The 13,526-nt window shown below is 38.3% G+C and carries 11 protein-coding genes; 4 read left to right on the top strand and 7 right to left on the bottom strand.

Annotated elements, in window-relative coordinates; translation table 11 throughout:
- Positions 1-18: 18 nt before the first annotated feature.
- Positions 19-957 (bottom strand): beta-ketoacyl-ACP synthase III, encoded by a 939-nt coding sequence (locus ACZ11_RS19200; RefSeq protein ID WP_049668142.1) that lies wholly within the window; start codon positions 955-957, stop codon positions 19-21.
- A 1,145-nt stretch (positions 958-2,102) separates the two neighbouring features.
- Here ACZ11_RS19200 and ACZ11_RS19195 point away from each other — a divergent pair.
- Positions 2,103-2,297 carry a YjzD family protein gene (locus tag ACZ11_RS19195; RefSeq protein ID WP_049668141.1) on the top strand — a complete coding sequence of 65 codons (195 nt, stop codon included), beginning with the start codon at positions 2,103-2,105 and terminating at the stop codon, positions 2,295-2,297.
- 48 nt (positions 2,298-2,345) lie between these two features.
- On the opposite strand, the gene ACZ11_RS19190 is transcribed toward ACZ11_RS19195, so the two are convergent.
- Entirely contained in the window at positions 2,346-4,472 is a 2,127-nt protein-coding gene (locus tag ACZ11_RS19190) for an ATP-dependent Clp protease ATP-binding subunit (RefSeq protein ID WP_082172846.1), read from the bottom strand.
- A 271-nt stretch (positions 4,473-4,743) separates the two neighbouring features.
- Between ACZ11_RS19190 and ACZ11_RS19185 the strand changes: the two genes are divergently transcribed.
- Positions 4,744-5,430 (top strand): Crp/Fnr family transcriptional regulator, encoded by a 687-nt coding sequence (locus tag ACZ11_RS19185; RefSeq protein WP_049668140.1) that lies wholly within the window; start codon positions 4,744-4,746, stop codon positions 5,428-5,430.
- Positions 5,431-6,126: 696 nt separating this feature from the next.
- Here the strand turns inward: ACZ11_RS19185 and ACZ11_RS19175 are convergent.
- Together ACZ11_RS19175 and ACZ11_RS19170 are read right to left on the bottom strand one after the other, a co-directional pair.
- Positions 6,127-6,435, bottom strand: a complete 309-nt coding sequence (locus tag ACZ11_RS19175; RefSeq protein WP_049668138.1) for a metal-sulfur cluster assembly factor — start codon at positions 6,433-6,435, stop codon at positions 6,127-6,129.
- 53 nt (positions 6,436-6,488) lie between these two features.
- Positions 6,489-7,253 (bottom strand): prolyl oligopeptidase family serine peptidase, encoded by a 765-nt coding sequence (locus tag ACZ11_RS19170; RefSeq protein WP_049668137.1) that lies wholly within the window; start codon positions 7,251-7,253, stop codon positions 6,489-6,491.
- A 121-nt stretch (positions 7,254-7,374) separates the two neighbouring features.
- On the opposite strand from ACZ11_RS19170, the gene ACZ11_RS19165 reads away from it, so the two are divergent.
- Both ACZ11_RS19165 and ACZ11_RS19160 read left to right on the top strand, forming a co-directional pair.
- Positions 7,375-8,184 carry a Cof-type HAD-IIB family hydrolase gene (locus tag ACZ11_RS19165; RefSeq protein WP_049668136.1) on the top strand — a complete coding sequence of 270 codons (810 nt, stop codon included), beginning with the start codon at positions 7,375-7,377 and terminating at the stop codon, positions 8,182-8,184.
- Between the two features lie 846 nt (positions 8,185-9,030).
- Complete coding sequence (locus ACZ11_RS19160) at positions 9,031-9,888, top strand: DegV family protein (RefSeq protein ID WP_049668135.1); 858 nt, start codon at positions 9,031-9,033, stop codon at positions 9,886-9,888.
- A 97-nt stretch (positions 9,889-9,985) separates the two neighbouring features.
- On the opposite strand, the gene ACZ11_RS19155 is transcribed toward ACZ11_RS19160, so the two are convergent.
- From ACZ11_RS19155 to ACZ11_RS19145, 3 genes are all read right to left on the bottom strand, one after another.
- The gene (locus ACZ11_RS19155; RefSeq protein ID WP_049668729.1) at positions 9,986-11,452 is read right to left on the bottom strand and encodes an alpha-amylase family glycosyl hydrolase; all 1,467 of its coding nucleotides are present in this window, start codon (positions 11,450-11,452) and stop codon (positions 9,986-9,988) included.
- A gap of 352 nt (positions 11,453-11,804) precedes the next feature.
- Positions 11,805-12,167 (bottom strand): YisL family protein, encoded by a 363-nt coding sequence (locus ACZ11_RS19150; RefSeq protein WP_049668134.1) that lies wholly within the window; start codon positions 12,165-12,167, stop codon positions 11,805-11,807.
- Between the two features lie 397 nt (positions 12,168-12,564).
- Positions 12,565-13,467 (bottom strand): fumarylacetoacetate hydrolase family protein, encoded by a 903-nt coding sequence (locus tag ACZ11_RS19145; protein WP_049668133.1) that lies wholly within the window; start codon positions 13,465-13,467, stop codon positions 12,565-12,567.
- Between the last annotated feature and the right edge of the window lie 59 nt (positions 13,468-13,526).

Below are 13,526 nucleotides of genomic sequence, written 5' to 3'. Positions count from 1 at the left end.
TCAAGCATTTTTCGTTTTTTATTTTCCCCATCTAACTGTAACGGCACCCCATGTTAAGCCACCGCCAAATCCAACAAGTACTAATAAATCATCATCTTTAATCTTACCTGCCTCAAGCTCATCTACCAAAGAAATACCTATAGACGCTGCCGACGTATTACCATATTTGTGAATCGTTTTCGACATTTTTTCCGGTGGTAGTTCTAGACGCTCTCGAGCAGATTCCATAATTCGAATATTCGCCTGATGCGGCACTAAAAAATCTACGTCTTCTTTTGTTAAACCTGCTTTTTCTAATACGTTTACTGCAGATTCACCCATTTGACGAACTGCAAACTTAAATACTTCACGGCCATTCATAGCGATTGTGTCTTGCTGTGTTAAATACAAGTTCTTTCCACCTGTACCGTCAGCTCCAAGCTCAAATGATAAAATACCTCTACCTTCTGATACTGGACCAACAACTGCTGCACTTGCACCGTCACCGAATAACACAGCGGTATTACGATCTTCCCAATCAAGTACTTTCGACAGCTTTTCAACACCTACTACTAAGACATATTTATAAGTATTTGATTCTACAAACTGCTTTGCTGTCACTAAACTATATATAAATCCTGCACATGCAGCCGCTTGGTCCATCGCAGCCGCATTGACTGCTCCAATTTGCTCCTGAACCATACATGCTACACTTGGAAAGTTTTGATCTTGTGTTACAGTTGCTACAAGGATTAAGCCTATTTCCTCTGGCGTAATACCTGCTTTTGCAATAGCTTCTTTTGCTGCAGCTACTGCTAAATCTGAAGTTTCTTGGTCATCTGCGGCAAAACGGCGTTCTTCAATCCCTGTACGAGTTCGAATCCATTCATCCGAAGTGTCCATAATTTTTTCTAAATCAAAATTTGTAACGACTTTCTCCGGAACGTATTTGCCAATTCCTATAATACCAGCGTTCATTTAGCAACCCCTCTGCTTTCTTACTATCAATTATTAGTAACTGGTCTTAATTATAACTCATAATGAAGTATTGGTGCAAGATGAATTAAATTTAACGTTCCTCATCACGATAATGTGGGGTTGATTTTCGTTCCCACTTTGGGCGTCCGATAAGCCCTAAGGAATCGCCCAGGCGGAACGAAAATCAACTTATATACATGGCATACGATTTAACAAATGTCATCTCCAACTTTTAGAGCTGATGCAAGAAAAAGCATATTTAAGTGAGGCTGATAAATTTAATAATAACGGGTTAATGAAAAAAAGCTGCAAATAAATCTGCAGCTTTAGCCTAGCAATTGCTAACATATATTATCAACAACGTAAAAGTTGATATCGTAAAAAGATGAAAGGTGGCAATCGCATGAATCTGCGTACGTCCAATCTTTTTTCTAATAGGTCGTTAAGGATCATTTTCTCTTTAGAACGCTTAATGCTCTGAAGAAATCGCTCGATGGGTTGAAGTTTCAAACGACGTGTTGTAAGTTTCTTTTTGTTTGGTTTGCTACCGTAGTTGTGTCGACGTAATAGCTGACGCTTTAATCGTCTGGTGTTGCGGTGGTGTTTTTGGTTCAATAAACAACGTTGAGTAATACGCATCCGCAATGGTAATCAAGTAAATTACAAAAAGTAATTGTTTCATTCAATGGTTCAAAAATTCATTTCTCCCTTTTTTCAGTTCTATCAATTCGAATTGTCTAGTTATAATACGAATGGTACGTAAAAAAGTTTCAAATTAAAAATGACAAACGCACAGATAATCCCAATAAGCCACCTCGGTATGAGATTAACATTGGTTTGAAGAACAGCGGCAAGATGAATTAAAATTAATGCTTTTTTGCCTTAATCGACTCGACTACGAATAGAACGACTTTTCCTTAGATTAAAACAACCACGGACACTCCCTAGCATTCAGCATTTACGACGTCCTCGAATTTCGCCGATCCTACTGAAATTACATAAAAGTACAAAAGAAAGATTATCGTTGTGACAAATTCGCCATGTTTCACAGAAATGGTTCTTTTTTTTTCGATTTATGATATGATATGATAATGAATATGTAGTAAAATTTTATGATATAAAAAAGTTCGGTTGAGGTGAAATTAATGCAATATATCGTAACATTCATATGGTCATTCCTACTAGTTACAATGTTAAACTACGTAGTAAGCTCTGTACTTGGTGTAGATTTTGATTTCCAAACTGCTATTGTAACATCAGTTGTATTTACAATTCTTGTTTTCATTATCGGTGCAGTTATTCCAAACGAGTCAACTCCAGAAGCTGCAGACAATCATTAATTCAACTAGAAAAAACCTGTTTCGCTCAATGCGGAACAGGTTTTTTTGTTATTTTTCAACAATACATTGACCATCATGCATTCTAATGTGCAAAGTTTCTCCTGGTAATACTTCACCTCGAAGCAATTCTTTTGCAACTGCAGTTTCAATATAACGTTGCACGAAGCGTTTTAGTGGTCGTGCGCCAAACTGAGCATCTGCTCCTTGTTCTACAACCCAATCAATTACATTTTGTTCTACTTGTAAAGTAATATCTTGCTCTGCAACTCGTTTGACAAGCTGCTCGACATATTTCCAAGCAATCGCTGTAAAGTGCTCATCTGATAGTGCATGGAACATAATAATATCATCCATACGATTTAACAGCTCTGGTTTAAAATGTTGACGCAGCGCAGCCATCACTAAATCCTCCACTGCTATATCGTCTTCTTTTGCTTCCATTAAATAGCTTGAGCCAATGTTAGAAGTTAAAATGACCACCGTGTTCGTAAAGTTTACCATACGACCTTGGCTATCAGTAATACGTCCATCATCTAAAATTTGCAGTAAAATATTCGCAATATCAGGGTGGGCTTTTTCAATTTCATCTAATAATACAACTGAATATGGATTTCGACGAACAGCTTCTGTTAATTGCCCACCTTCTTCATAGCCAACATAGCCTGGAGGTGCCCCTACAAGTCGTGATACGCTATGCTTCTCCATATATTCACTCATATCAATGCGAATAAAATGATCCTCAGAATCAAACAGCTGTGCCGCTAGTGCCTTCGCAAGTTCTGTTTTCCCAACACCTGTTGGCCCTAGGAATAAAAAGCTACCAATTGGTCGATGTGGGTCTTTGATGCCAGCTCGAGCACGCCATACCGCTTCTGTAACAAGCTGTACAGCATTATCTTGTCCGACTACACGTTCATGCAATGTATCTTTCAAGCGCAATAATTTTTCACGCTCACCTTCTACTAATTTCGTCACTGGTATTCCTGTCCAACGTGAAACGATAGATGCGATTTCTTCAGCTGTTACCTCTTCACGTAAAATACGTGATTCCGTAGCATTCTCTAATTGTTTTTCCATCTCTTGAATTTCCTTTTCAAGTGTAGGAATTTTCCCATGTCGTAGTTCGGCTGCTTTATTTAAATCATACTTACTTTCTGCTTCATCTAAGTCACGGCGGTATTTATCAAGTTTTTCACGTTTTTTCTGAATGCCATGTAACGCTTCTTTTTCGGTTTCCCATTGTTTACGCATGCCCTCAGAGGATTCCTTCAGCTTTGTTAATTCTTCACTGAGTTGCTCTAGACGCTTTTTACTTGCCTCGTCCTTTTCCTTACGTAGTGCTTGCTCCTCAATTTCGAGCTGCATAATACGTCGTGTGACTGCATCCAATTCCTGTGGCATGGAATCAATTTCTGTTCGAATCATCGCACATGCTTCATCGATTAAATCAATGGCCTTATCTGGCAGGAAACGCTCTGTAATATAGCGATTTGAAAGTTCTGCTGCCGCTACAATCGCACGGTCATGAATACGTACCGCATGATGTAACTCAAAGCGCTCTTTCAAACCACGTAAAATGGAAACTGTATCTTCAATAGATGGCTCACGTACAAGTACTTGTTGGAAACGACGCTCTAAAGCAGGATCTTTTTCAATATACATACGGTATTCATCTAATGTCGTAGCCCCGATACAATGTAGCTCACCTCGTGCAAGCATTGGCTTTAACATATTCCCCGCGTCCATCGCGCCATCCGTTTTACCTGCACCAACAATTGTATGAATTTCATCGATAAATAAAATGATGCGCCCCTCTGAGTCTTTTACCTCTTTTAAAACACCCTTTAAGCGCTCTTCAAATTGTCCACGATAACTAGCCCCTGCTATTAAGGCACTCATATCCAACTCATACAATATGCAATCTTTTAATCCCTCAGGCACATCGCCTTTTACGATACGTTGGGCTAACCCTTCTACAATTGCTGTTTTACCTACCCCCGGCTCACCTATTAAGACAGGATTATTTTTCGTTTTGCGTGTTAAAATACGAATAACATTACGAATTTCTTCATCACGACCGATTACCGGGTCCATTTTGCCGTTTTTTACTTCTTCAATTAAATTACGACCAAATTGTTCTAACGGTTTTTTGTCATTAGTTTGTTGAAATTGCATATTTAGCACTCCTTTTCAATAATGTTAAGCGGAATCCCGTTTGCCATTCTGTTTCTAAAAAAAATGTTTGACCTTCTTTGACTAACTTTATTTTACAACATACGACAAACCTTCGCAAAGAATTAGCACTAAAATTCCTTCCCTTATAACTGGAAAATTACGTTATAATAAAACTATGTTTCTTAGTTTTAGTATCGAAAATTGTACCATTCTTTTGTAATAATTAGACATTTTTACAAAAAGAAAGCGATGTGTTGGAGATATGGTTATAATGAATAATATACAAGAAAAATTTCACGATCTTTTTCAAAAGCACGGTGTTTTTATTAAAGTGAATAAGGATAGTAAAATTTTTTTAGAGGGCGAACGTTCGAAAGAAATTTATTATATAAAAACAGGAGCTATCTCAATTAGTCAGGAAACGGAGAATGGAAAGGAATTAACCATTCGTATTTGTGGTCCAGACAGTATTATTGGAGAAGGCTCATTATTTTGTAACCTTACTTACAATTCCATGACTGCTAAAGTTTTAGAACCCTCTAGTTTATATGTACTAAGCCGTGAATCATTGGAACTTTTACTAGTGGAACAACCTGATTTAATGGTGGAATATATGAAGTGGTTGCAAACAGAAAATTTAAAGCATCAAAGTCGTTTACGAGATTTGATTTTAAATGGTAAAAAGGGTGCTTTATTTTCAACACTCATTCGCCTTTCGAATACTTATGGTAAGCCTTTAGAGAATGATACTATTTATATTGACCTCCCATTAACAAATACAGAAATCGCTAATTTATGTGCGACGAGTCGAGAGATGATTAATCGCATGCTTAATGACTTAAAAAAGCACAATATCATATCCTTCGAAAAAGGTTATATTACCATTCACGACCTACAATTTTTAAAGGATGAAATCTCCTGTGAGAATTGTCCGTTACAAATATGTCGTATCGATTAATTCGTTACACGCAAAATCCCCGCTTATGCGTTATAAGCGGGGATTTCATGTTATGGTCAAGGAAATCATTGTGAATATTATAATATTTAAATGAGGGGGATTTCCGTTCCAGGCTACTCGCTTTCCTGTGGGCGAGCGTCGAGCCGCTTCCTCCGCTGCGCTCCGTCCAGGGTCTCGCCTGTCTCGCTTTCCCACGGGAGTCGAGTAGCCTTCCACTCCAATCAGCGATAGTGTAGAACTTTTATAAATTTTTGTATTTCAAAAGTGAACGCTATGGAAACTTATCCATAATCAAACAGAAGAATCTTATAACAGTAATGCTATTGTACACCTAATCTTGCTGACGCTCCGCTTTTGCACATAAAAACATTGCTGAAGTTTCGTTTTATCGCTATAAATTAAAAGTAACATGCCAGAAGATACATACTAAGAGAAGTTGTTGATTGGAGTCATCGGACGCCCCCAGGAAGCTCTGCTCTGCGCGAAAGCGAAGCGTCAGCGGCAAATGTTTATCTGTGCGAAAGCGAAGCGTCAGCAACAAAGCGCCCAGCCAGAACGGAAATCACCCCCTCTTTTTTTGCCGAGAGCTATATTTTTTATATGCCACCTTAATTTCATTGGCACAGTAGTTTTTCGACAGCAAAAATCCCCGCTTACTGTTGCAAGCGGGGATTTTTTATCGTGCTTTAAGTGGACTTAGCGTACACCTAATGCCATTTTTGCATAGCGTGACATTTTATCTTTTGACCAAGGTGGATTCCATACAATGTTGACATTTGTACTTTTTACCTCAGGAAGCTCACCTAAAGCTGTATTTACTTGATCAACAATAACAGGTCCAAGTGGGCAGCCCATAGAAGTTAATGTCATTGTAACAGTTGCTGCACCTTCTTCATCTAACTCTACATCATATACTAAACCTAAGTTGACGATATCAATACCAAGCTCAGGGTCAATTACATTTTCTAATGCACCTAACATGCTGTCTTTCATATCTTGATCCATCTGTATTTCTCCTTCCGTCACAGTGTTAACTTAATCATAGCAGATGCATCTTATTATGCCAAATGCTGTGCAAGCCATTCAGTTGCTGCTAACATACCATCTCGCGATACAGCATGGCCTGCTCTTTTGTTAGCTAAGAATTTTAAGTCTTCTGGATTTGTTTCATAGTATTTGCGTAAAGTTAAATAAAAATCATACGTTTCATTGAAAGGTACAGTTTTATCTAATTCCCCATGCCAAAATATCACAGGTCGTCCTGCGAATTTTTCTGGTGTTATGCTAACATCGTATTTAGCTAGAAGCTCATTCGTTTGATGTACTTCTTCTTCGGTCATAGGCAAATCCACACCGCTTTTAGCGAATTGTTGTAATTGATACTCTGCTAATTTAAGAAAACCTGGTGCGCCCATACATACGGCAGCTGTTTTGATCCAATCATACTGCTTTAAACAGCCTGATGTTACAATTCCACCCATCGATGTACCAGCAACGCCAATTTTATCATTCACTAATAATTTTTTATTCTTTAATTCATTATATAATTGTTCAACTTCATGAATAGAATTTAAAACAATATCCCAAAAATGTAAGCTCATTTTCATCTCAGATAGGCCTTCACTACGGTCGCCATGTAATTTTGCATCTGGTAATAGGACACGCACCCCGCTGCCTACTAATTGATATGCATAATGTAAGTTATGTTCTTTTGCACTCATAAAGCCATGTAAAAAAATCACTACTGGGGTTGTTTCATTCATATTTTCTGTATGTATATGTAATAAAGGAATATTCCCCCACAATTCTTTCTCAACAATCATCTTTGTCACTCCCAATTTTTGTCTCATCTTTATGTTAGCAAACTTTTCTCGATGTGACAAAATTTTGACGAACGGTTTACAAAGAGATACTATTCAAATTATAGGAAAGGGGCAATGAGCTATGAAACCGCATTTAATCGTTTTAGACTTAGATGGTACGTTATTAACGGACCAACAACAAATTTCAGCCAAAACTAAAAAAACATTATTGCAGGCAAAGGAACAAGGCCATCAAGTTATGATTGCTACAGGTCGTCCTTATCGTGCGAGTGATATATATTATCACGAGCTTGGCCTTACAACGCCCATCGTGAATTTTAATGGTGCTTATGTCCACCACCCAAAAAATGCTGCTTGGCAGACTATGCATACTCCTATTGATTTAGGCGTAGTGCATAATGTCGTCGAATCCATTAATAGCTATGAATACGAAAATATTATTGCAGAGGTTAAGGACGATATTTACGTGCATACAGAGGATGAACGTATATTAAATATCTTTAACATGGGGAATCCAAAAATTACTCTTGGAGATCTCTATATCCATTTACTTGATAACCCAACTAGTTTACTGATTCAAGCTAATGAAGTAAATTCCATGATTATTCGTGATCATTTACAGGAAGTTCATGCTGAGGTCATTGAGCATCGCCGTTGGGGAGCGCCACTTCACATTATAGAAATTGTTCGCCGCGGTTTAAATAAAGCAGTGGGAATCGCCCATGTGGCAAAAGATTTAGGTATCCCACGCGAGCGTATTATTGCATTCGGTGATGAAGATAACGACTTAGAAATGATTGATTACGCCGGCATAGGTGTAGCAATGGGCAATGGCATTCCCACTTTAAAAAATATTGCCAATGAAATTACCACAACCAATAATGACGATGGAATCGCTAAAATACTCATCGATCGCTTGAAATTATCCTAGTTAAGTAGTGATATCCTATTATTTAGCTCATCACCAAAAGTTTTGGATGACATTTGTTAAAACCTATGAAAGTTGATTGGAGTGAAGACTGGTCGACTCTTATGGGATTAGCAATAGAGGAACGAAGGCTAAAACCATCACGTCCTGTGATAACGCCTTCGTGACCAACATCCTGCTGTTGCTGTCGCTACGTTAGCACTTCGCTTTCGCGCAAAAAACATCTGTTGGCCCAAGCGGCTCATCGGACGCCCCCAGGAAGCTCTGCTCTGTGCGAAAGCGAAGCGACAGCAACAAATGTTTTATCTGTGCGAAAGCGAAGCGACAGCAACAAAGCGCCCAGTCGGAACGGAAATCAACCACACGTTATAGTGATGAGCTCATTCTTTTCAGTTTAACTCTATTCAGGGGTATTTTTTATTTAATGGGTACTTATTGAATAAAGATCACTTATGCCTCGACATAGTGCGTCCGGAGGCTTCAGGCCAGCAAGATGTTGGTCACTCAGTCGTCTCCACAGGACGTGGCGTTCTTAGACTGAGTTCATCTTTTTCAGCGAATGTCTTTTGACCGAAAGCGTAGCGACAGGTACGGATGTTTTTTGCGCGAAAGCGTAGCGTCAGCAGCGGATATTTGGACACCCGCTGAAGTAAGTTAAAAATACATCAGTATTCCTGAGTTGCAATTATACTGAAACTCGATATGATAATATATCTATATAACATTTCATTTAGAAATAGTTTAGAGAAACATAGAGTGGAAAGTGAAAGCTCGACACTTGTTCACCTGTTATGTAGTATAGGTATTTGAAAACTTCTCATATAGAATATTAAATTAGGGGGACAAATGATGAAAATTTTTACTGATAGTGGATGCGATTTACCAAAGTCTTACTATGAAGAAAACAATGTTGAACTACTTCCACTACGAGTGCAATTGAACAATAATGAATATGATGATGTCATTTCAATTGATTCCAAAGAAATTTACGAAGCTATTCGTCAAGGTGCTCGCCCAAAAACATCCCAAGTATCACCAGAGCTTTTTCTCAAGCATTTCGAAAATCTAGCAAAGAATGAAGAGGAAGGTATCTATATTACCTTTTCATCAGAACTATCAGGCACCTATAATACGGCGGTCATGATTCGCAATCAAGTTCAGGAGCAATATCCTTCCCTTAAATTAGCTATCATCGATTCTAAATGTGCTTCGCTAGGTTTTGGCCTAGTAGTCGAAGAGGCCGTTCGACTCCGAAATACAGGTGCCTCATTGGAGGAACTCGAAGCAAAAATTACAGCCCTTACCCCACAAATGGAACACTTATTTACAGTAGAGGATTTAGATTACCTTGCTAAAGGTGGGCGTGTATCAAAGGCAAGCGCATTTCTAGGAGGACTCCTTAGCATTAAACCTATTTTAAATGTAGAGGACGGTAAGCTTGTGCCGATTGAAAAATCTCGCGGACGCAAAAAAGCTGTCTCTCGCATGTTAGATTTAATGCAAGAGCGCGGCGGTAATTTTTCAGAGAAAATTATTGGTATTAGTCACAGTGATGATGTGGACTTTGCCAACGAAGTAAAAGCTTCTATCCAAGAAAAATTTTCACCAAAAGCCATTCAAGTAACAATGATCGGTTCAGCTATCGGCTCACACGTAGGACCAGGTACAATTGCCATCTTCTTTACAAATAAAAGCTATCAAGCTTAACAAAAACCCCCTCCGCACTTAAAAGTGTTGAGGGGGTTTATCATTTTATCTTGCAATAACTGCCCGTAAAATCAATGAGGGATGAAGCCCCTCTTCATTATTGAACATCTTGCTCCTTACGTCGTACTTTACCTCGTCTAATAATAACTACTACAAATCCTATGAATATAACCCATACTAATCCTAGTGCTACCATATAAGGTACATTTAATCCTTCATCATCTCTAACTTGATAAATCTCTACCATTTCACGATCTAAAATAACCGGATACACGTCTTTTTCATTAATACGAACTTTTTCTTCGTGTAAAATACCATTTAGCATTTTACCTTCTCCAAGTTGAGCAGGTGTTAAATCAACGCGTTGTGTTTTACTAGTGTTGTTAACCATGATGACCCATTTCTCTTTATCAGATGTTCGTGTAAATACAAGTAGGCCATTTTCATTTGTAATAACTTCAAAATCACCGTCGCGTAATGTCTCAGATTTATTACGTAAAGATTGAACATTTTTAATATATTCGATTAACTCATCGTCTGTTTTAAAGTTGAAAATTTGGTGCGTATCTGGCTTTGTTTCCCCGTTCATTGCAATTTCTGTACCATATTGCACAACTGGAACCCCTGGCATCATAAATAAAGCACCCATCGCCATTTTCAAACGCGTCGGTGGGAACATATTTTCAGCTGCAGAATCAAATGTAAAACGACGTGTTTCTAGCGAATCCACCATAATTTGAGTTGGCTTTTCACCTGTAAGAGGTTCCATCAACTTAGAAGAATCCATATCAACATTTTTAAATATATTACGGTAAATATCAGCCGTAGCCGGTGAAATGCTTGCATCAAAGTTTGCATCACTTTCTTCATTAGAAATCACATAGAGCGATTTTTTCGAATCCTTTAATGCTTTAATCATTTCATTGATAAATCCTTTATCGACACCAGCAATATTTGTTAAACGCATCCCACCAACATCATATGTAGAAACAAAATCTGTTGCTGATTTAATAAGTGCTTCTTGTACATCTTTGTTTGTTAAGTCCCACTGTACTTGTCCATTATTCGTTGAAGCAATCCAGTCCTTTTTCGCTGGATCCTTTGCCCACTCATGATTCGGACTTACATTATTTAGTGGAAAATCAACCATGATCGATACATTTTTTGCTTTATAGGTCTCAATGACACTGTGAAACTCCTCAGCTGTACCAAAATGACGTTCAATTGTTGAGTAGCTCGTCGGCATCGATCCATCATATTTCTCAGTGGCAAAAATCGGACCAATAGAAGCTATTGTAAAGCCCATCTCTCCGATAAATTTTAGTTTATCCTGTAAACCTGCAAAATCGCCTCCTGCAAACTTAGTAGGGTCTTGCGTATTTGTATCAAAATCGTTAGTGCCCGAACCATTAAAGAAACGGTCAACGAGTAAATCATAGATGCTTTCTTCTGCAATCGTTCTTGCCGACGCTTCATCAGCATGTGCAACTGGTGTAGCACTAACTAATGAAGTTGCTAGTAAAAGCGATGCAGCTGTCGCACTTATCCACTTCTTGAATTTCACTTTTTTTCCCTCTCTTTCAAACCAATCCATCGTCATTTTACCAAATAAAATAGTCACGTCGCTATCATTTCAAAATATTTTCCGAAAATGCAAAATTAATTACGGCAAAAAGGTGTCAACTTCACCTATAAATTTATTCGGCGGCTTGGGAGGGGGCGCCGAGCGATTCTTCAACTTACCTGAGCAGTTTTCTGTCCTACCCGATTATTTCTCCGGCTTACCTGAGCAGTTTTCGGACCTACCTGATCACTTCTCCAGCTTACCTGAGCAATTTTTCCAGCTACCTGAGCGATTTACCTTCCCCCAAAAAATAAAAGCCGTGAAGCGAAATCTTCACGACTTTTCTAAATAATTATGCCAAGAAATCTAGTCCTATTGGCAGTTTGAAGCCTAAGAATAATGTAATGAATAAGAATACTGCGAATAAAATCCAAAACAGGCCGGTTGGTTTATTTTTCTTTTGACGAACTAATACCATTTCCATCATACCAATGACTAAAATACCGCCTAAGAATTTCATGCCATAAAGCATTGGATCATTAGTTTGATACTGGAAGAATAGTGCCCCACCAGTAATGATAATTAAAATGTAGAATAAACGTAAAGTCATATGTAAGCCTTTTGACTGCTTGCCCAATGCTGCAATTAAAAAGATTACGATTGCAATTACCCAAGTAGTAATATGCAAATGCGTTTGGCTAGTTAAGAAATCCATTATTGTCCCACCTCATATTCTTTTTTCTATCAAACTCTATCCTACCATGTGATGGAAAGGGTTTCAAACATTACAATAGTGTTCATGTAATTTACATTAATTTTGCCTCGGCATAATTGATCCTGACGCTTCGCTTTCGCACAGAAAACATTTGTTGCTGGCGCTTCGCTTTCGCACAGAAAACATTTGCCGCTGTTGCTTTCGCTACAGATATACAATGCGTTCGGATTCAGCTTTGTGCTTAGGCGTACATGAGGGCAGCCATTATGTCGGTCATTTCGGTAATGCCACAGGACGTGACGTTCTTAGACTGAGTTCCTCTATTTCAGTGGATGTTTGAACACCCTCTGAAAGAAGTTAAAAATCCGCGGAGGTAAACTCACGCGGATTTGAAAAATTATTCAAAATGATTCACTAAAGTACCGATGCCTTGGATAGACACTTTCACAGTATCACCAGCTTTTAAGAACTGAGGTGGATTCATGCCTTTGCCAACACCCGCTGGAGTACCAGTTAAAATAACATCGCCTGGCTCCAATGTTACATGCTGAGATAAATTCGATACTAATGATTCTACAGTGAACATCATATCTTTTGTTGAGCCGTTTTGACGAACTTCGTCGTTCACTTTTGTTACCACTGTTAATTCTTGTGGATTCGGAATTTCATCTTTTGTTACAAGGTAAGGTCCAAGTGGACAAGTTCCTTCCAAGCTTTTTCCTAAGAAGAATTGCTTATGTTTTTCTTGTAAATCACGAGCTGTTATATCATTGGCAATCGTGTAGCCAAATACATAATCGTATGCTAAGTTTTTCGGAATATTTTTACCACGTTTACCAATGACAACTGCTAATTCGCCTTCATAATCCATTCTCGATGAAAGATCAGCATGGATAGAAATTGTTTGGCCATCAGCTGCAATAGCAGTCGGAGATTTTGTAAATACCATTAAGTCTGTTGGAGCTGCCTCTGCACCCATTTCTTTAGCATGTTCATCATAGTTTTTCCCAATACACATAATGTTTTTTGGTGTACGTGGAATCGGTGATAACCACTCGATCACTGTAAATTCACGTTTGAAGCTTTCTGCACGGTCTGATTTTTCAGCGGCTTCTACTAATTTACGAATCTGTTCAACAAAATCAAAGCCTAGAGCAATGCCATCTACAATTGAACTTGAAAAAGAAGGGAGAACTTGAAGTTCATTTTGAATAGCGAGTACATCCCATACCGCTTCTTCTTTTTTTACTTTTGGTCCAAAGCTTACATGTCCACCTAATTTAAATGATAAAATTTTCATGATTTTCAGAGCTCCTTCTTTTTTCTACATGATACAACAAAATAATAGAAATTGCCTTA

It is taken from the genome of Lysinibacillus xylanilyticus (assembly GCF_001183605.1).
GTDB classification, from domain to species: Bacteria; Bacillota; Bacilli; order Bacillales_A; family Planococcaceae; genus Lysinibacillus; species Lysinibacillus xylanilyticus.
The sequence above is the reverse complement of the archived record's forward strand: the minus strand, read 5'-3'. Positions and strand labels throughout refer to the sequence as shown.